At 31.1% G+C, this 18,907-nt stretch carries 19 protein-coding genes; 5 read left to right on the top strand and 14 right to left on the bottom strand.

All coding sequences use genetic code 11. The features are described from left to right. Window positions 1-85 precede the first annotated feature (85 nt). The 5 genes from L6653_RS00455 (at window position 86) to L6653_RS00435 (ending at window position 3,779) form a co-directional block, all read left to right on the top strand. Complete coding sequence (locus L6653_RS00455) at window positions 86-484, top strand: helix-turn-helix domain-containing protein (RefSeq protein WP_236784855.1); 399 nt, start codon at window positions 86-88, stop codon at window positions 482-484. Window positions 485-491: 7 nt separating this feature from the next. Then, window positions 492-1,043, top strand: coding sequence for an ImmA/IrrE family metallo-endopeptidase (locus tag L6653_RS00450; protein WP_236784854.1), 552 nt, complete (start codon window positions 492-494; stop codon window positions 1,041-1,043). After that, the gene (mnmM, locus tag L6653_RS00445; protein WP_236784853.1) at window positions 1,030-1,593 is read left to right on the top strand and encodes a tRNA 5-(aminomethyl)-2-thiouridylate-methyltransferase MnmM; all 564 of its coding nucleotides are present in this window, start codon (window positions 1,030-1,032) and stop codon (window positions 1,591-1,593) included. The genes L6653_RS00450 and mnmM overlap by 14 nt, the downstream gene beginning before the upstream one ends. A gap of 46 nt (window positions 1,594-1,639) precedes the next feature. Next, on the top strand, window positions 1,640-2,965 hold the full coding sequence (locus L6653_RS00440) for a S41 family peptidase (protein ID WP_236784851.1): 1,326 nt from the start codon (window positions 1,640-1,642) through the stop codon (window positions 2,963-2,965). A gap of 262 nt (window positions 2,966-3,227) precedes the next feature. Further along, window positions 3,228-3,779 carry a manganese efflux pump MntP gene (locus L6653_RS00435; RefSeq protein ID WP_236784850.1) on the top strand — a complete coding sequence of 184 codons (552 nt, stop codon included), beginning with the start codon at window positions 3,228-3,230 and terminating at the stop codon, window positions 3,777-3,779. A gap of 335 nt (window positions 3,780-4,114) precedes the next feature. On the opposite strand, the gene L6653_RS00430 is transcribed toward L6653_RS00435, so the two are convergent. The 14 genes from L6653_RS00430 to L6653_RS00365 all read right to left on the bottom strand — a co-directional run bounded on the left by L6653_RS00430 (window position 4,115) and on the right by L6653_RS00365 (window position 18,721). After that, a complete protein-coding gene (locus L6653_RS00430) occupies window positions 4,115-4,651 on the bottom strand; it encodes a phosphoribosyltransferase family protein (protein ID WP_236784848.1) in 537 nt (178 codons plus the stop codon). A gap of 8 nt (window positions 4,652-4,659) precedes the next feature. Continuing rightward, window positions 4,660-5,721: an NCS2 family permease gene (locus tag L6653_RS00425; RefSeq protein ID WP_236784847.1), complete on the bottom strand. Its 1,062-nt coding sequence runs from the start codon at window positions 5,719-5,721 to the stop codon at window positions 4,660-4,662. A gap of 88 nt (window positions 5,722-5,809) precedes the next feature. After that, window positions 5,810-6,328, bottom strand: a complete 519-nt coding sequence (locus tag L6653_RS00420; protein ID WP_236784846.1) for a peptidylprolyl isomerase — start codon at window positions 6,326-6,328, stop codon at window positions 5,810-5,812. Between the two features lie 12 nt (window positions 6,329-6,340). Beyond that, window positions 6,341-7,129, bottom strand: a complete 789-nt coding sequence (locus L6653_RS00415; RefSeq protein WP_236784845.1) for a hypothetical protein — start codon at window positions 7,127-7,129, stop codon at window positions 6,341-6,343. A 72-nt stretch (window positions 7,130-7,201) separates the two neighbouring features. After that, window positions 7,202-9,706, bottom strand: a complete 2,505-nt coding sequence (gene mprF, locus L6653_RS00410) for a bifunctional lysylphosphatidylglycerol flippase/synthetase MprF (RefSeq protein WP_236784844.1) — start codon at window positions 9,704-9,706, stop codon at window positions 7,202-7,204. Window positions 9,707-9,811: 105 nt separating this feature from the next. Further along, complete coding sequence (tuf, locus tag L6653_RS00405) at window positions 9,812-11,008, bottom strand: elongation factor Tu (protein WP_236784843.1); 1,197 nt, start codon at window positions 11,006-11,008, stop codon at window positions 9,812-9,814. Between the two features lie 9 nt (window positions 11,009-11,017). Then, complete coding sequence (gene fusA / locus L6653_RS00400) at window positions 11,018-13,093, bottom strand: elongation factor G (RefSeq protein WP_236784842.1); 2,076 nt, start codon at window positions 13,091-13,093, stop codon at window positions 11,018-11,020. 8 nt (window positions 13,094-13,101) lie between these two features. After that, window positions 13,102-13,572, bottom strand: a complete 471-nt coding sequence (gene rpsG, locus L6653_RS00395) for a 30S ribosomal protein S7 (RefSeq protein ID WP_236784841.1) — start codon at window positions 13,570-13,572, stop codon at window positions 13,102-13,104. A 134-nt stretch (window positions 13,573-13,706) separates the two neighbouring features. After that, window positions 13,707-14,117, bottom strand: coding sequence for a 30S ribosomal protein S12 (rpsL, locus tag L6653_RS00390; RefSeq protein ID WP_049690614.1), 411 nt, complete (start codon window positions 14,115-14,117; stop codon window positions 13,707-13,709). Between the two features lie 109 nt (window positions 14,118-14,226). Continuing rightward, window positions 14,227-14,994 (bottom strand): MurR/RpiR family transcriptional regulator, encoded by a 768-nt coding sequence (locus tag L6653_RS00385; protein WP_236784840.1) that lies wholly within the window; start codon window positions 14,992-14,994, stop codon window positions 14,227-14,229. After that, on the bottom strand, window positions 14,981-15,187 hold the full coding sequence (locus L6653_RS00380) for a hypothetical protein (RefSeq protein ID WP_236784839.1): 207 nt from the start codon (window positions 15,185-15,187) through the stop codon (window positions 14,981-14,983). Before L6653_RS00380 ends, L6653_RS00385 begins: the two co-directional genes overlap by 14 nt. A gap of 195 nt (window positions 15,188-15,382) precedes the next feature. Further along, window positions 15,383-15,673, bottom strand: a complete 291-nt coding sequence (locus tag L6653_RS00375; protein WP_236784838.1) for a MurR/RpiR family transcriptional regulator — start codon at window positions 15,671-15,673, stop codon at window positions 15,383-15,385. Between the two features lie 64 nt (window positions 15,674-15,737). Further along, on the bottom strand, window positions 15,738-17,063 hold the full coding sequence (locus tag L6653_RS00370) for a 6-phospho-alpha-glucosidase (RefSeq protein WP_058990878.1): 1,326 nt from the start codon (window positions 17,061-17,063) through the stop codon (window positions 15,738-15,740). A gap of 62 nt (window positions 17,064-17,125) precedes the next feature. Next, on the bottom strand, window positions 17,126-18,721 hold the full coding sequence (locus tag L6653_RS00365; RefSeq protein ID WP_236784837.1) for an alpha-glucoside-specific PTS transporter subunit IIBC: 1,596 nt from the start codon (window positions 18,719-18,721) through the stop codon (window positions 17,126-17,128). Window positions 18,722-18,907 lie beyond the last annotated feature (186 nt).

The following is an 18,907-nucleotide window of genomic DNA, read 5'->3' as shown; positions in this document are numbered from 1 at the left end:
TTGATTAAATTTTAAGACGCTTAATGTCTTTTGTCAAGACTTTTAATGACTTCAAAAGACTTTGAGTGTCTATTAAGGAGAGAGTATGAGTTTTGGACCTAAGTTAAGACAACTTCGTGAAAATAAAAATTTAACCCAAGAAGAGCTTGCAAAACTTGTTGGGGTTTCTTTAAAAACTATTTCAAGATATGAAACAGGAGAATCAAAACCTAGATATAGAAAAGTTTATGATAAACTTGCAGAAGTTTTGGACACAAGCCACGATTATCTTGTAACTGATGAGGATAATTTTATTCTTGATGCCAGGGAAAAATACGGCTACAAGGGAGCAAAGGATGCAAAGGAAATGGTTGAGGGAGTAATTGGACTTATGGCAGGTGGAGAAATAGATGAAGAGGATAAAAAAGCAATCCTTGATTCCATTCAAGAAGCCTACTATATAGCAAAAAGTAAAAATAAAAAATACAATCCTCACAAAAATTAGGTGAATTATGTCTTTTTTATACGATCAAATTTTTGATGATGTAAAAAAATTAATAAAAAAATATGATAGCAGAAATCCAAAAGAAATTTTAATTCAAAGTGGTGTAAATATAATCGCTTTTAAAGAGAACACAAAACTTTTGGGCATGTACAAAATTATAAAAAGAAATTCTTTTGTTTTTTACAATCCCTTTGTAGATAAAAGAATTCAAAATATGGTTTTTGCCCATGAATTGGGACATCATATTTATCACAAGGACATGGCTAAAAATGAAAATCTAATTGAATATGAGCTTTTTGATATAAATAGTGAGATGGAATTGTGTGCAAATATTTTTGCAGCCCACCTTCTTTTGGATGAAAAAGAGCTTATAGATGATATAAAAGAAGGCTACACCTATAATCAGCTGGCCTCTATGTATGATGTAAATGTAAATCTTATGATTTTTAAATTAAATGAAATGCACAGGATGGGCATGAAAATAAAAAAAGAAGAGGCAGACCCTAACTTTTTTAAGGATATTGACGGTAAGGATATAAGAAATCATGATATATACTGATGAAATTATAAATAATCCGGTAAAACTTTCCCATTATTTGATAGAAAATAGGGTGAAAAATAATATAAGAGCCTGTGATATGACGGCTGGAAACGGAAATGATTCAAAATTTATTTTAGATAAGAAAAATCCAAAAATCTTGTATGCCTTTGATATACAAAAACTTTCACAAGAAAGATGTCAAAAACTTATAGGTCAAAGGGAAAATTTTAAATTTATCCTTGATGATCATAAAAATATTGAAAAATATATAGAAGAAAAAATCGATCTTTTTATCTATAATTTGGGATTTTTGCCAAGAGGAAATAAGTCAATTACAACAAATTATAAGTCTGTAATTAAGTCACTGGAATCGGCTTTAAGTTTGTTAAATAAAAATGGCCTAATCCTAATAACTTTTTATCCAGGCCATGAAGCTGGCAAAAACGAGGCTTTATATGTTGGTGATTTTCTAAAAAATTTGGACCAGAAAAAATTTCAACTTATAAAATATGAGTTTTTCAATCAAATTAACAACCCTCCCTTCCTAATTTCTATAAGAAAAGTGTAAATTAAAAGATTTTATTTGTTATAATTAAAAAGGAAAGGATAATTAGATGAAAAAAAGAAGACTTTTTCCCTTTGCTATTATTTCAATTTTACTAATTCTAGCTTTTTTGAATTTTACTAGCCCAAAAAATGCTGATAAAATTGATCTTCCAAGCCTTGAAGAAAAAGAAATGAGAGACTTAACAAAGGATGAATATTTAGAGGATTTTGAATACGCCTACAATATTTTGGAAACTTACTACCCTTATTTTGATATAAATAAGAAAATAAATGGCATTGATTGGCTAGGCAAAAAAGAATCTTTCAAAAAATATATTGGTGATTCAAAAAATGATGTGGACTTTGCTTTGAGAATGAATAAAATTTTGTATGAACTTAACAACGATCACACCCAAATAATTGACCAAAATCAAGCAGTTGAAATGTATATAACTTATTATAAAATGCCAGAAAATGACTGGCGCCATTATTTAAGCCATGTATATGAAAAAGAAAATGTAAGAAGAAGATATGGTCTTAATAATAAAAAAATTAATGACTATTTGAAATTTAACCAATACGAAAATGGTCCAAAGGCTAACGAAAAAAATAATATAATAGGAAAATCAAAAAATCCTTCAAATGAATTTAAAACAGAAAACATAGAAAGCAAGGATATAAATAAAAAAATAGGGTATTTAAAAATAAATTCTATGACAAATTATGATTATTCCACAAAAGATCAAAAAATCTTAAAATCTTATCTTAAAAAAACAAAAAACAAAAAGTCCTTGGTTATTGATATAAGAGGAAATTCAGGTGGAGATTCTAGGTATTGGCAAGATTTTCTTCTACCCCTAATAATTGATAAGCCATATTCAACAAACTACTATTCATTTATTAAAAATGGTGAATTAAATAAAAGAGTTATAAGTCAAGAAAAATACAAGGAAGGTGTGAGTGAATTTTTAAATTCCAGTGATTTTTCAAATGATACCAAGGAAATTCTTTCAAAATTTGACTATTACACAACCTATCCAATGCAAATAAATCCAAGTGAAGACTCAATAAAGTTTAAGGGAAATATTTATTTACTTATTGATTCTACAGTCTATTCTTCAGCTGAAATGCTTGCAAGTTTTTGCAAGGAAACAAAACTTGCAACACTTGTAGGAAGTCAAAGTAACGGCGGAGGAATCGGAACAGATCCTTTGCAAATTGATTTGCCAAATTCAGGTTATGTTTTAAGATTTCCAAAAGAAATTGGTCTTACTGAATCAGGTTATATAAATGAAATAGAAAAAACAAATCCAGATATAAGTATAGATTCAAACAGATACGATGATTTAAAAGATCAACCTATAATTCAAAAAATAATAGAAATAGAAGGCTAAGGCCTTCTCAGATTGTAGACAAAGTCTAATAAAAAAATTATGAGTAATTTAGAATTAAATTAAGCTCTAACCCATCTCGACTAAGTGAGTGAAACGAACGCATGGAGAGATCTCATGAGATTTCTCCGCCCGTTGCATACGGTCGAAATTGAAAAATTTCAGCTTGTCAACAGACTGCGAAGGCTAAGGCCTTCTATTTGCTTATATAAAAATATCAAGTATAATTTTTTAGTTGGTAACTTTTCGTAAAAAAGGAGTAATAATGAGTCTTTTTTCAATTTTAATTCTAGCAATTGGCCTTAGCATGGATGCTTTTGCAGCAAGCATTTGCCAAGGGCTTCAAATAAAAAAAACTAGCATAAAAGATACCCTTAGCATAGGTCTTTGTTTTGGAATTTTCCAAGGTCTTATGCCTATACTTGGATATTTTTTGGCATCAAGTTTTGCAAATTCAATAAAAGCAATTGATCATTGGGTTGCCTTTATTTTATTATTTATAATTGGTTTTCAAATGATAAGAGAATCAAGGGATGCAAGCTGTGAAATAAGCCACGGCTTAAGTTTAAAATCTTTATTTTCTCTAGGAATTGCAACCAGCATTGATGCCATGGCAGTTGGAGTTTCATTTGCGTTTTTAGATGTAAATATATTTTCTTCAAGTTTAATAATAGGATTTACAACCTTTCTTCTCTCATCAATAGCCTTTAAAATAGGAAATAAATTAGGAATGAGAAGTAAACAAATTTCTGAGCTTGTTGGAGGAATAATTTTACTAGGAACAAAAATATTAATCGAGCACTTATTTTTACAATAAGTGCTTTTTATTTGCAACTAAAAAAACTTCCATTTTTGGAAGTCAGAGCGTAGACAAAGTCAGTTTAAATAATTCATTAATAATTCAAAAATAAAATTAAGCTATAACCCATCTCGACTAGATAAATGTGCATTGATTTTGCACATTTATCCCTAAAACTAAGTGCGAACGCACGAAGAAATTTGCGAAGCAAAAATGTTTTAGTGTGAGTGAAACGAACGCATGGAGAGAGATCTCATGAGATTTCTCCGCTCGTTACACTCGGTCGAAATGGGCAAATTTTTAGTTTGTCAACAGTCTGACTTCCATTTTTGGAAGTTTTTTGTTTTTAATATTTAAATTTCAAAAATTGGTAATTTTTCTAAAAATATTATATCATCCCTATCAGCTGCATCTCCTTCTGCAAGAATGGCAAGTCTTTGTACAACTTTTCCGCCTGCTTTTTCTACCAAAATTTCTAGGGCATTCATAGATTCTCCTGTTGATATTACATCATCTACTAGGGCTATCTTTTTTCCTTTTATTTTTTCTACATCTTTAAAGTCCAAAAATAATTTTTGGGTATTTTTTGTTGTAATTGAATTTACTTCTACATCTATTGGGTCATTCATATAGGCTTTTTCAGATTTTCTTGCTACTACAAATGATTTTTCTCCTACATTTTTTGCAATTTCATGAGCAAGGGAAATTCCTTTTGCTTCTGCTGTAAGAATTATGTCTGCATCAACTTTTTTACTAAGTTCTAAACCTGCTTTTTCAGCAAGTTCAGCATCACCCAACAAAACAAATGATGCAATTTTCAAATTATCTGATATTTGTATAATTGGTAAATTTCTTTCTAGTCCACATACTTTTAATTTGTAATAATCCATAAAATCTCCTATAAAATTATAAATTTAAGAATTACTCCAGCAACAAGTCCAATAAAAGGATCGCTTGCTGCAGTTGTTGCCATAGCTATACCTGCAACTAATATTGTATCACCACCGGCTGCAAAAGCAAGATTAGCATTTGTTGGAACAGTTACAAGAGCTCCAAGTACAAATAAAAATCCGTGTATTGATTCTCCTGGAACATATTTTCCAAGTTTTGGCAAAAAGCCCATAAACATAATCACACCAAGAATTGCCATCATCAAAACTCCAGAATTTACTGGATTATCACTTGCCCCTGTTGCAGAAATTATAGCTTCAACTGGAGCTCCCCCAAAAAGTGAAGAAACAGAATCTGCAAGACCTGAATAAATTGTCAAATGGTCAATATTTGCAGTCAAATTTCCATCTCCAAGAGATGCAGTAATATTTCCAAAGGCAATATTTGCACCGATTGTAAGACAAGCAAGAGATAAAGACCCTCTGATTACCTTTTTATTTAAAATAGGTTTTTTAACTGAAAGTTTTCTCTCTTCTTTTTTGATATCTTTTCCAATTTCCATTTTCATAATATTTGCATAAATAGATGAAATTACAACAGAAATTATAATAGTATAAACAAGATTTCTTCCTGAAAGAAAATAAGTTATAAGTGCTGAAATTATAGAAATCAAGCTTACCATCCTAGTTTTAAGTTTTAGACCATCAATTGCAATTTTTGAAAGGATAAGTCCAACTCCTGCCATCATTCCATTTAATACATAAACTCCTGCCAAATCTACAATAAAATTTAGGCTTCCTGTAATACCAAGAATGGACATAATAATTCCTGCCCAAAATACAACGGATAATCTCTCCCTGATATCATCCCCATAAGATCCTGCAAGAGCAATCGTTTCAGCTTGCATGGAAATTGGTATTGGTGATTGTAAAAGCACGCATGCAACTACTCCAACAGCAAAACCAAGTGAAGTAGGAAAGGCAGAAAATCCTACAGAAAGAGCCAACAAAGCTTGAGGAATTCCGTTAATTACCACTCCCAAGGCCGCCATAATGTCATTAAAAGTCATAAATCCTCCTATAAATTTATTTCAAAATACGTCACAATTATACCCTAATAAAAAAATAAAAAAAGACAGATAAAAATCTGCCTTAACTTTATAATTTTTCAACTTCTGGATAGTCAATTCCCTTTGTGTCGACTGTAACTTTTTTAATTTTTACATCTTCAAAAGGCCTATCATTATAATCTGTTTTTACATTTGCAATTTTGTCAATTTCATCCATACCTTCAATTATTTTTCCAAATCCTGCATAATCTCCATCAAGATGTGGACTTTTTTTGTGCATTATAAAAAATTGACTTCTGGCAGAATCTGGCATAAATGATCTTGCCATAGATAAAACTCCCTTATCATGAGCTAAATTATTTTCAAAACCATTTGATGAAAATTCTCCTTTGATTGAATATCCAGGTCCTCCCATTCCACTTCCTTGTGGATCTCCTCCTTGAATCATAAAATCTTTTATAATCCTATGAAAAATTAGCCCATCATAAAAATTATTTTTTATTAAATAAATAAAATTGCTTACAGTGTTTGGGGCAATTTCTGGATATAATTCAGCTTTAAAAACTTTTCCATCTTCCATTTCAAATGTAACTATTGGATTTTCCATTTACATCTCCCTTTATTTTTTATCTTCTCTTTCATTTCTATCATTATCAATATCCTTTTTGTCATCTGGTAAGGATTCGACACTTGTATGGACAGAAGACCTTTCATAAGAATCTTCTATTGCCATCATTTTATTATTATACTCTTCTCTTTTTCTTTTTTCGTCAAGAAAAGATTCCACTTTTCCTATATCAAAATCTTTGACCAATTCTTTTATTTTTAATTTTTTATCGTAAGAATAATTATTTTTAATTTTTATACTTTCTTTTTTTGTATTGATTTTAATATTAACAGAATTATCCTTGTATTTTAAGGTATAATAATCTTTTTTTCTTATTTGATCAAATTTATTTACAAAATTTTTAATCAAACTTCTCTCATAATCTTTCTCTTTGATTTCTTGCATCTGTTCAGCAACCAAAGCTAGGGCATTTTTGCACTTTTCTTGATATTCTTTTACAAGATTTTTCTCCAAATTTTTATTTAAATCTTTGAAATCATCCTCGTCGATATCATCATAATCAAAATGAGAAATGGCATAATAATCCAAGGCATTTTTAACTTTAGAATCAAGCTCAACCCACTCAGATGGCCTATCCTTATTTATTATCCAAGAATATTTGCTATCAATTTCAATATTTTCTCCATCAATATCCTTAGATAACCTAATTCCTGTGTAATTTCCTGACTTAAAATCAATCAAAATATCTACAGAAGTTTTTTTATCCTTAAATAGAGTTTTTATTTGATTTTTATCACAAATCTCCCTTAATTTGTCCTTAAATTCCTTAGCCTTATTCATATAGCCTCCTATTTTTCTAAAACTTTAGCCTATTATTAATATTACCCTAAATTTTGGGGGCAATTGTAAAATTTATTTTACCTTTTTATTTATGGCATAAAATAAACTAAGAGCTGAAAATATCAAAGATGCTCCTTTAGAATAAGAAAGATATCTCTCTTCCCAAAAACTTGCGTACTTATCTTTGTAAGCCTTAAGTCCTTCAAAAGAATAATAGTGATCACCCAATTTAAAAATCGTATAAACCATTCTTTCTTGCAAAAATGAATGCCTCATCACTCCAACATTGGAAAGAGGAGCCATGCCCAAGTCAAAATATTTAATATTGTTTTCTTTTAGGTATGAAAAAATATTTATAAACAAATAATCCATCAAGCCATCAACATTTTCTTCATAGCGCATAAGATCAATTGTCGCCCAATTTTTATAATAAATTGGACAAAGATTGGCAAAGGCTATTATTTTTCCATTAGGATCTTTAACAAGAGCAATATCACCAATATTCAAATAATCCCTATCAAAAAATCCCAAAGAAAATCCTTTTTCCTTGCTATCACCAAGCCAAGAATTTGAAATTTCTTGGAGTCTTTTTATAGTTTTTCCATCAAAAGGTCCCTTCAAAACCTCAAAAGTATACCCATCTCTAGAAATTTTATTTATAGTTTTTCTAAGATTTTTCTTTTTCTTACCCTCAAGATTAAACTCTTCAAGATCAACATTGGCACTTTCACCAAATTTCATAAAATTAAAACCATATTCGTGAACTTTCATGGTTATGTCCTTGTTTATTTCGTAAAAAACAATATTATAACCCAAATTATCCGCTTCATTTATAAATTCATCCAAAAGTTCATTAAAATATTCTTCATTACCAATAGGATCTCCCATAACAATGACCTTATCTGCTACAGTCCTAATTTGAAGGCATGCCAAGTCCTTAGAATCCTTGTTTAACCAATAAAGATCCTTGTCATCCAAAAATGATAAAAAAGCTTCCTTTGATCCACCTTGATTTTTCAATAAATTTATATACCTATCATAATCATATTTCTCTCCAACTTTTATCTTTTTCCCTTGCAAAAATCTAACCAAAAGATAAGAAATAAAATAAATTATAGAGATAGTAACAATTATAGAAATAAAACTATATTCAAAAGGAATCAAAATAAAATCGTCAGCTTCACTTATATTTACATCAATAATAGATCCATGCTTTAAAATCTTCCAAACATAAACTATAAGCATGAAATTTGCCAAAAATAAATCAACAAACCTGTCCTCACTTGCATAAATAAATTGTTTGGTACAAAGTTCATCTTTTGTAAAAAGATTAATCACAAACATAAAAATAATATAAATTAATGTTGATAGACTGTAGCCTGTAAAGAAAGCATACAAAAAAACAAGAATCATTATTATATTATTTAAAACAAAGGATTTTTTTTGCCTAGAAATATAAGCCCTTGCCATAATTATAAAAATAAAGCCAAAAAGCAAAGATGGAAATTGATAAATTGCCGAAGCTCTTATAGGATTTAACTTAGTTAAAATTCCTCCTCCATAGGCCTTATCAGGTAAAGTCGCTGCCAAAATCATAAAAAGCCCAAAAATATACATCAAAAATGTATCTGTGACAAGAAGAATGTTTTTTACAAGTCTTTTAACAAAATCCAATTCCTTAAACTCAAAAGCATTTGAAAAGTTCTTTGTAAAAAATACAAAGGCAAGGCAAAATGGCACAATATAATAAAACATCCTATAAAGAAGTATCCAAGTAAGTGCCAATTCTTGATCAATTCCTTGACTTTTCAAAGCAAACAAAATGATAAGATCAAAAGATCCAATAGCACCAGGAATCATAGAAATATATCCAACAATATTAGCTACAACTACAAGAGTAGATAAAGTAAAAATATCAAACTTTACACCCATCAAGATTCCTATTACTACAAAAGTACTCATTACTCCGAACCATTCAGCAATTGAGATAAAAAATAATTTCATTTGATTTTTTTTAGAAAATTTGATTTTTCCAAAAAAAGATAGACCAATTACTACAGGAAGATACAAACTTGCCCCTATAAGCAAAACTACATACTTTTCCAAATTAGGATTTGAGTTAAAACTTATAGAAATTAAAGAAATAATAGAAAAAAATGATAGACCACAAGGTAAAAATACCAAAAGTTCAATAATTTTTTTCACAAGTTTTGTAGGCTCATGACCCTTGCCATAAAAAGCTGACCTAAGACCAATTGAAATAAATCCACCAAGTCCCAAGACATCATTAAAGTTATTAATACAAAAGCCAGTTTCACCTATGTATTTTTTATCATAATCATTTCCAATCTCATCATTAAAAATAAAATCATACAAAGATGCAGGAATATTTGCAAAAATTCCATAAATTCCCATTAGAAGTAAAGTAATAATCGATAAATTTGAAAAAATATATTTTACATCTTCAACTTTTATTTCTTTTGATATTTTTCTAAATTGTATAATTACAAGAATTAAGACAGATATAAAAAAAATGCTTTTAAAAATTTCTTTAAATTTACTTAATTTTTCTTTCATTTCTTTCCTCGAATTAAAATTTGAGATATTTTAAAATATAATTTTAAAAAAAGACGGGATTGCCCCGTCTTTTAAATATTTATTTTATTTCAAATTCTAAGCTAATTAAGCTATTACTTTAGAAACAACTCCTGAAGCAACTGTTCTTCCACCTTCTCTTACTGCGAATCTTAATCCTTCTTCAAGAGCGATTGGTTTTTGTAATTTGATTTTGAATGTTGCGTTGTCTCCTGGCATTACCATTTCTGTTCCTTCTTCTAGTTGGATATCTCCTGTTACGTCTGTTGTTCTGAAGAAGAATTGTGGTCTATAGCCTGAGAAGAATGGGGTGTGTCTTCCTCCTTCTTCTTTTGTTAGTACGTATACTTGTCCTTCGAATTCTGTGTGTGGGTGTACTGAGCCTGGTGCTGCTATTACTTGTCCTCTTTGGATTTCGTTTCTTTGTACTCCTCTTAGTAGTAATGCACAGTTATCTCCTGATTCTGTTACGTCTAGTGATTTGTGGAACATTTCGATTCCTGTTACTACTACTTCTCTTGTTTTGTCTGTTAATCCTACGATTTCTACTGTTGATCCTAGTTTTAGGGTTCCTCTTTCTACTCTTCCTGTTGCTACTGTTCCTCTTCCTGAGATTGTCATTACGTCTTCTACTGGCATTAGGAATGGTTGGTCGTTATCTCTTTCTGGGATGTCGAAGTATTCGTCTACTGCATCCATTAGAGCTAATATTTTGTCTGACCATTCGCCTTCTCCGCCTTCTTGTAATGATTTTAATGCAGATCCTACTATTACTGGTGCATCGTCTCCGTCGAAGTCGTATTCTGATAGTAGATCTCTTACTTCCATTTCTACTAATTCGATTAATTCTGGATCATCTACTTGGTCTTCTTTGTTTAGGAATACTGCGATTTTTGGTACTCCTACTTGTCTTGCTAATAGGATGTGTTCTCTTGTTTGTGGCATTGGACCGTCTGCAGCTGATACTACTAGGATTGCTCCGTCCATTTGTGCTGCTCCTGTGATCATGTTTTTAACGTAGTCAGCGTGGCCTGGGGCATCTATGTGTGCGTAGTGTCTGTTTTCTGTTTCGTATTCTACTACTGATGTGTTAATTGTGATTCCACGTTCTCTTTCTTCTGGTGCTTTATCGATGTGTTCGTAGTCTACGTATTCACCTGTTCCATATTTTTTGTTTAATGCTTGGGTGATTGCTGCTGTTGTTGTTGTTTTACCGTGGTCTACGTGTCCAATTGTACCAATATTAATATGTGGTTTACTTCTTTCAAATGTTTCTTTACTCATTTTATCCTCCTAATTCTTGTTTAAAACTTCTTCTTTTACACTTTCAGGTACTTGAGCATAATGATCAAATTGCATTGCATATGTTGCTCTACCTTGAGTTTTACTTCTTAGATCTGTTGCATATCCAAACATTTCTGAAAGTGGAATGAAAGCATCTAATACGTGAATTCCATCTTTTGGGTTCATTCCATCAATTTTTCCTCTTCTTGATGAAACATCTCCCATTACATCTCCTAGATATTCATCTGGAGTAGTAATTTCTACTTTTTCCATTGGCTCAAGTAAAACTGGTTTAGCTTTTGCTACTGCATTTTTAAGAGCCATAGATCCTGCTACGTGGAAGGCAACTTCTGATGAGTCTACTTCGTGGTAAGAACCATCGAATACTTCAACGTGCATATCAACCATTGGATATCCACCAAGTATACCTTGGGTAGCTGCTTCTCTAACACCTTCTTCAACTGGTTTGATGTATTCTTTTGGAATAGCTCCTCCAACGATTTTGGATTCAAATGTAATTCCTGCTCCTTCTTCGCCTGGCATAATTCTTAGAACAACATCACCATATTGACCAGAACCACCGGATTGTCTTACAAACTTACCTTGTGCTTCCGCAGGTTGTGTTATAGATTCTCTGTAAGCTACTTGTGGATTACCTATATTAGCTTCTACTTTAAATTCACGAAGCAATCTATCAACGATAATTTCAAGGTGTAATTCTCCCATTCCTGAAATTATTGTTTGTCCTGTTTCTTCATCTGTTTTTGTAACAAATGTTGGATCTTCTTCTGCAAGTTTTTGAAGTCCTATAGCCATTTTATCTTGTGAAGCTCTTGTTTTTGGTTCAATAGCTACAGAGATAACTGGGTCTGGGAATTCCATGTTTTCAAGGATGATTGGATCATCTTGAACGCAGAGTGAATCTCCTGTTGTTGTGTTTTTAAGTCCTAGAAGAGCTACAATATCTCCACAGTAACCTGTTTCGATTTCCTCTTGTTTGTTTGAGTGCATTTGTAGAATTCTTCCAACTCTTTCTCTTTTGCCTTTTGTAGCGTTGTAGATATATGAACCTGATTCGATAACTCCTGAATAGATTCTTGCATATATTAACTTACCTACATATGGGTCAGTTACTACTTTAAAGGCTAAAGCTGATAGAGGTTCTTTATCTCCAGGGTGTCTTTCAAGAATTTTTTCGTCATCTTTTGGATCTGTTCCTTGAATATCTGGTACATCAAGTGGACTTGGCATGTAATCAACTATTGCATCAAGAAGTGCTTGTACACCCTTGTTTTTATAAGCTGATCCGCAAAGACATGGGAAAATTTTCTTATCAATTGTTCCCTTTCTTATTGCATTTTTCATCTCTTCTACAGTAACTTCTTCACCTTCAAGATATTTCATCATGATTGTGTCGTCAATTTCTGATAATTCTTCTAGAAGATTTGCTCTAAATTCTTCAGCTTTTTCTTTTAAATTTTCTGGAATTTCGCCTTTTATTGGGTGAGCTCCTAAGTCTTCTGTTTTGTATGTTACAGATTCCATTGTTACTAGGTCAACTACACCTTCAAATTCTTGCTCAGCTCCTATAGGAATTTCTATAGGTACTGCATTTGCTTTTAATTTTTCTTTTATGGTATCTACAGCCATATAAAAATCTGCACCTGTAGCATCCATTTTATTTATAAAACAAAATCTTGGAATGTCATATTTGTCAGCTTGTCTCCAAACTGTTTCAGATTGTGGTTCTACACCACTTTTAGCATCAAAAAGTGCTACCGCACCATCAAGAACTCTTAGAGATCTTTCAACTTCTACTGTAAAGTCTACGTGGCCCGGTGTATCTATGATGTTAATTCTGTGACCATCCCAGTAACATGTTGTAGCAGCAGAACCGATTGTGATTCCACGTTCTTTTTCTTGGTCCATGGAATCCATAACTGCTGTACCATCATGGGTATCACCTATTTTATAAATCTTACCGGTATAATACAACATTCTTTCTGTAACTGTTGTTTTACCAGCATCGATATGTGCCATGATACCAATATTTCTGGTTTCTTTTAATGAGACATCTCTTGACATTGATCCCCCTAATATCTATAGTGTGCGAAAGCTTTGTTAGCTTCAGCAGCTCTGTGCATTTCTTCTTTACGTTTAACGCTGGCACCAGCATTATTTGATGCGTCTAAAATTTCTTTAGATAATCTTTCTACCATAGTTTTTTCACCACGTGCTCTTGAGAAATTTACTAACCATCTTAAACCTAAAGTTTGTCTTCTTTCTGGTCTAACTTCCATAGGTACTTGGTAGTTAGCTCCACCGATTCTTCTTGCTTTAACTTCAAGTGTTGGCATAATATTTTCTAAAGCTTGGTAGAATACTTCTAATGGATCATTTCCAGAAATTTCTCCAACTATATCGAAAGCATCATAAACTATTCTTGTAGCAACACCTTTTTTACCATCTAGCATAACGTTGTTGATAAGTTTTGTTACAACTCTATCGTTATACTTAGCATCAGGCATTACCTCTCTTTTTGGTATATGTCCTTTTCTTGACACTTTGCTTCCCTCCTTTACCAATTTAGTAATATCTTTAGTACTCGACCATAAGGCCTTAAAAACGACCTTAAAGCCGTTCGTGTGCACATATACTTTATATAAATTAGTACATTATGCACTACATCTAAATACTACTAATTTTCTTTTTTAGCTCCGTATTTAGATCTACCTTGTTTTCTTCCTTCTACTCCTGCTGTATCAAGAGTACCTCTTATAATATGGTATCTAACACCTGGAAGGTCTTTTACTCTTCCTCCTCTTATTAATACAACAGAGTGTTCTTGAAGATTGTGTCCGATTCCTGGTATATAAGAAAGAACTTCTGCACCATTAGTAAGTCTTACTCTGGCAATTTTTCTCAAAGCTGAGTTAGGCTTTTTAGGTGTAACTGTTCTTACTGAAGTACAAACTCCACGTTTTTGTGGTGATTGAGATTTTGTTTGTCTTCTTTTAAGTGTATTGAAGTTATAACCTAAAGCTGGTGTATCTGATTTTTCCTTAGTAGTTTTTCTACCTTTTCTAACAAGTTGATTAATTGTAGGCATAATGCACCTCCTTCTTTTCTAAATTTTAATCATCTTAAAAATTGGCTTTACGCCAATCCTTATTAATTTTACACTCTTAGTATATATATGTCAAGTAATTTAAAGGCTTTTATCTGTTTTTCTTTTTATTTTTTGACCTGTAATTTAAAAATTTTAAAACAAGAAAATCTATTATCACGTAATATTGACTTACTGGTCTTATTGATGTGTTTTCTTCATACCTATATACTTCATGTGATTGAAAAGCTAAATTATAATTTGACATTTGAGAAAGTTTATTGTTGGAAAGTTTTGTAATTGATACTAGGATAATTTCTTTTTTTATTTTTTTAATGAAGTCTATTAAACTTTTATTTTCTCCCGAAAATGATAGGGCGAAAACTATATCATTTTTTTCTATATTTTTATTTAATAATTCTAGATCTTTTTTTATATCTAGTGTATAAGCTATCAAACCTATATTAAGAAAATTTCTTTTTAGCTCTTCTGCAAGATTTTTTTGGATATATCCTGTATAAATTACATAAACCCTACGTGATTTTTCTAAATTTTTAAATAAATCATCTAAATTTAAGGCTTTTATCATGTTCATTGATAAAGTAATATCGTTGTAGGTATAGTCTATTTCTTTTTCATCAAAATCTACTATTTTTTCTCTCTCCCATTTTACTAGATATTTTAGTTCTGAGTATCCTTCAAGGCCAATTTTCTTTGCAAAACTTACTATAGCTGACTCACTAAATTTTGATTTTTTTGAAAATTCTTTGAGATTTTTTTCTACAAAATCTGTTTTTTCTTGGATTATGTAGGAATATAAATTTATGTCGTTTTTATCTAGTAACTTGTAATTTTCTTTTATTAAATCATTTATTTTCATTTTTTATCCTATACTTTTCATATTTTATAAAAAATTTTTCTATTTCTATTAAATTTTCTGATATTAAATTTAGCTTATCTTTTTCAAGTCTTTTTATGTGGATTGTGTATTCTCCCAAAAAATCTTTGGAAAAGCTATCTGTTATTAAAATCTTTTTGATATTTACATTTGATATTTGACTTAATAATTCCAAACCATCTGGATCATTTGAAAGATCTATTACAAAAATAGTTGAATTTTTCAGGGAACTTTTATTGAAGGTTGTTATCTCATCTCTTCCTTGAAAAATTTCTGAAAGTTGTCCAAGGTCTTTGAAATAGGATTTTATGGAATTTTTTATTATATCTTCGTATTCTCCATTTCCGTATATAAATATATTGTTTGAATTTTAAATTTTTTCAAATAAGTAGTCAAGTTTTTCGTCTTCTTGGTAGGTTTTTTCTACCTTTTCTACTGCTTCTTTTTTATTTATAAAATATTTAAATTCGCTATAACCATCAAAACCCAATTTTTTGCTAAATCTTAATATACTTGTTCTTGATGTAAGGCATTTTTTTGCTAGCTCATTTATGGATAAATCTAATTTTTTATCTTTATTATTTATAATAAAGTCTATTATAGCAAGGTCTGTTTGGGTAAATTTTTCTTTGTTTTCTTTTATTAAATCTTCAAACTTCATATCTCCTCCATTAAATAAAAAAATCCTAGTAACATTATACTGCTACTAGGATTTATTTTTATTTTTAATGAAGTTCTGGCCAGAAGTCTTTGTTTGCTTCTATTAAATCGTCTAGGATTAATTTTGCTACTTTTGCACTTGGTACTGTTTTTGAAAGTGTAAGTGCTTGCCATAATTTTTGGTAAGATCCTTCTATCCAAGCTTCTACTGCAAGTTTTTCTACAGAAACTTGTTCTTCCATCATTCCTTTTTGGAATTGAGGAATTTTTCCTTGGCAAATTTTCTTGTATCCTGATTTGTCAACTATACATGGAACTTCTACCATTGCTGTTGGGTCAAAGTTTGATACTGCTCCGTCGTTTTCTACAATTAATAGGAAAACTTCTTTTGTATTTTCTGCAAGAGCAATTGCAAGGTCAACTATATATGATGCGTGAGCGTCAATTTCAAAGTCGATTCCTTCCGCTGTACCTCTATCTGTTATTGTGTTACATAAACCAAATACTTCTTTTTCTCTTCCTTCTTTTACTTCATCAACTCTTGTATGGTTAATGTCAGTATGTTCCATTACGAAGTCTGGATATAGGTAGTATTTTAAATATGTGTTTGGTATTGTTTCTGGATCAAGGGCATATACATCTTTTGCCTTTGTAAATGTTTCAACCCAAGATTCATCAAGGTGTTGTGCTGTTCCGATTCCATCAGCAAATCCATTTACTGATACGTGATCTTTGATTTGTGGCATTAAATCATTTCCATCTTTATCTTTGATTTCTGTAAACCAACCAAAGTGGTTAAGTCCATAGTATGAGAAATCTAAATCTTTCCAGTGTTTTAGTCCAACCATATCTGCCATTTTATACATTAAGTCAATTGGCATGTCACAAATATTTATAATTTTTGAATCTGGTCTTAATCTTCTTGTTGCTTCTGCAACTATTGCTGCTGGGTTTGAATAGTTTAGCATCCAAGCATCTGGTGAGTATTTTTCCATATAATCTAAAATTTCGATTACTCCACCGATTGATCTTAATCCATAAGCAATTCCACCTGGTCCACAGGTTTCTTGTCCAATTACACCATATTTTGGTGGAATTTTTTCATCTTTTGATCTCATTTCATATTTACCAACTCTGATTTGTGCCATTACAAAGTCTGTATCTGAAAATGCAGTTTCTGGATCAAGTGTGTGGATAAATTCTATATCAGGATGTCTTTCTTTCATGAAAATGTCAAAAGCATTTCCGATTATATTTTGTCTATCTTCATCGTTATCATATAATTTGATTGATCTAATTGGAAATCTATCAAGATTGTCCATAAGCATCAAGATCATTCCTGGTGTAAATGTTGATCCACCACCTGCGATTGTTATAGCGTATTTTTTCATTGTTTTTCTCCTTAATTTTTATTTTTTATTTTTATTTTTTCTTATTCTTATTCTTTCTTTTCTTATTCGTTTTCTAAAATTTGTCCAAATTCATCTGCAACATATTGGATATTTGTTCCAACAATTACATGGACAGAGTTACCGTTTCTACTTGTTCCATAAGTTCCAATTTGCTTAAAGTATTCATTTTCCATAACTTTTTCAGGATCTTTTACATTTACCCTAAGTCTTGTTACACAGTTTGTGAAATCTTTTATATTTTCAGATCCACCTAGACCAATTAAAATTTCATCGGCCATAACTTCGAACTCATCTTTTGCATCAACTTTTGTAGCATCTTCTGCCTTAGCTCCACCTTTTTTAGCCCTATATTCTTTTTTAGAATATAGCTTAACATCACTTTTAACTTCTCTACCTGGTGTTTTAAAGTCAAATTTTTCAATTAAGAATGTGAATACAAAATACCAAACTCCAATTGCAATTATTCCTACAATTAACATTTTTAAATATGTTGACCAGTGATTTGCCATAAGTGGTATCCAGTTTAGTGATGCCATTTCTATAGCTCCTCCTGAAAATACTCCTACAACTCCAAGATAATACATGATTGTTGAAAGACATGCTGCAAGTACAGCGTGAACTACAAATAATGGTGGTGCAATGAACAAGAATGTATATTCTATTGGTTCAGTAACTCCACACATTACAGCTGAAATTACGATTGGAATCAAAAGTCCTGCAACTTTCTTTTTATTTTCAGGCTTTGCAGTTTTATAAAAGGCAAGTCCAATTCCTACGCAACCAAATAATTTTGACCAACCTGTAGCAGTAAAGGCTGCATATGGTGCAAGGTCTAAAAGTGGTTTTGTGCTTGCTGCAAGTTCTGGTAATTGTTTAGCCCAAGCAGCATAAATTCCACCAGAAACCAAAACTGAATCATAATATATTGGTGCATACAATAAGTGGTGTAAACCAAATGGTATCAATAATCTTTCAAGTAAAATAAATACCCAAACACCAAGTCCTCCTGAACTTGTTACAAATCCTTGGAAGCTAGAAATTACCATTTGAATTTTTGGCCAAATTAAACAAGCAAGTACTGCGGCTGGAATCATTACAATAAATCCAAGTCCTACAACAAAGGCTGAACCTCTAAAAACTCCAAGCCATTCAGGAAGTCTTGTATCAAAATATTTATTGTGTAAAAATATTGCAAGTCCTGAAATTAATAAAGCTCCCATCATACCCATATCGAGGGTTTTAATGTTTGCTATATTTGCAAGTCCAGATTCTGCACCAGCTTCAAGTGCGTAATCAACACCAAAAACTGATCCCCAAGTTCCTAGTATGGAAGCTACATAATAATTGAATATTAAATAAATAACCAATGATTCCATACAAGCTCTAGCATTTTGTTTATTTGCAAGACCTATTGGCAACGAAACTGCAAATAAAAGTGGCAATTGATTAAATACTGTCCAACCGCCAGATAAAACCATATCCCAGAATCCTCTCCAGAAAGTTCCTTCTGCGGCGATTGCACCAAGTATTTGTTCGTTTGTAAACAATATCCCAAAACCAATAAGCACTGCTGAAACAGCAAATAGCATTACTGGAGTAAACATTGCACCTCCGAACTTTTGAATTTTCTCCATCATTTTTTAACCCTCCTTAGGTAAACGGTATCTTTACCTATATATTATTAGAAGTCGAATCGAATGTCAATAAAGCTTGAAATTTAGGGCATCTTAACAAATCACTTTGTAAGTTTTTCTTTTGTGAAATTTCACATATATTTTTAAAAATATTCTAGTACCATATTTAAAAGCTTTAAAAATAAAAAA

It is taken from the genome of Anaerococcus ihuae (genome assembly GCF_928368155.1).
Taxonomy (GTDB): Bacteria; Bacillota; Clostridia; order Tissierellales; family Peptoniphilaceae; genus Anaerococcus; species Anaerococcus ihuae.
This window is presented reverse-complemented; position numbering and strand designations above follow the sequence as displayed.

Excerpts from the sequence above, each read along its gene's own strand:
- L6653_RS00455 (WP_236784855.1), top strand. The coding sequence starts at position 86 with ATGAGTTTTGGACCTAAGTTAAGACAACTTCGTGAAAATAAAAATTTA.
- L6653_RS00450 (WP_236784854.1), top strand. The coding sequence starts at position 492 with ATGTCTTTTTTATACGATCAAATTTTTGATGATGTAAAAAAATTAATA.
- mnmM (WP_236784853.1), top strand. The coding sequence starts at position 1,030 with ATGATATATACTGATGAAATTATAAATAATCCGGTAAAACTTTCCCAT.
- L6653_RS00440 (WP_236784851.1), top strand. The coding sequence starts at position 1,640 with ATGAAAAAAAGAAGACTTTTTCCCTTTGCTATTATTTCAATTTTACTA.
- L6653_RS00435 (WP_236784850.1), top strand. The coding sequence starts at position 3,228 with ATGAGTCTTTTTTCAATTTTAATTCTAGCAATTGGCCTTAGCATGGAT.
- L6653_RS00430 (WP_236784848.1), bottom strand. The coding sequence starts at position 4,651 with ATGGATTATTACAAATTAAAAGTATGTGGACTAGAAAGAAATTTACCA.
- L6653_RS00425 (WP_236784847.1), bottom strand. The coding sequence starts at position 5,721 with ATGACTTTTAATGACATTATGGCGGCCTTGGGAGTGGTAATTAACGGA.
- L6653_RS00420 (WP_236784846.1), bottom strand. The coding sequence starts at position 6,328 with ATGGAAAATCCAATAGTTACATTTGAAATGGAAGATGGAAAAGTTTTT.
- L6653_RS00415 (WP_236784845.1), bottom strand. The coding sequence starts at position 7,129 with ATGAATAAGGCTAAGGAATTTAAGGACAAATTAAGGGAGATTTGTGAT.
- mprF (WP_236784844.1), bottom strand. The coding sequence starts at position 9,706 with ATGAAAGAAAAATTAAGTAAATTTAAAGAAATTTTTAAAAGCATTTTT.
- tuf (WP_236784843.1), bottom strand. The coding sequence starts at position 11,008 with ATGAGTAAAGAAACATTTGAAAGAAGTAAACCACATATTAATATTGGT.
- fusA (WP_236784842.1), bottom strand. The coding sequence starts at position 13,093 with ATGTCAAGAGATGTCTCATTAAAAGAAACCAGAAATATTGGTATCATG.
- rpsL (WP_049690614.1), bottom strand. The coding sequence starts at position 14,117 with ATGCCTACAATTAATCAACTTGTTAGAAAAGGTAGAAAAACTACTAAG.
- L6653_RS00385 (WP_236784840.1), bottom strand. The coding sequence starts at position 14,994 with ATGAAAATAAATGATTTAATAAAAGAAAATTACAAGTTACTAGATAAA.
- L6653_RS00375 (WP_236784838.1), bottom strand. The coding sequence starts at position 15,673 with ATGAAGTTTGAAGATTTAATAAAAGAAAACAAAGAAAAATTTACCCAA.
- L6653_RS00370 (WP_058990878.1), bottom strand. The coding sequence starts at position 17,063 with ATGAAAAAATACGCTATAACAATCGCAGGTGGTGGATCAACATTTACA.
- L6653_RS00365 (WP_236784837.1), bottom strand. The coding sequence starts at position 18,721 with ATGATGGAGAAAATTCAAAAGTTCGGAGGTGCAATGTTTACTCCAGTA.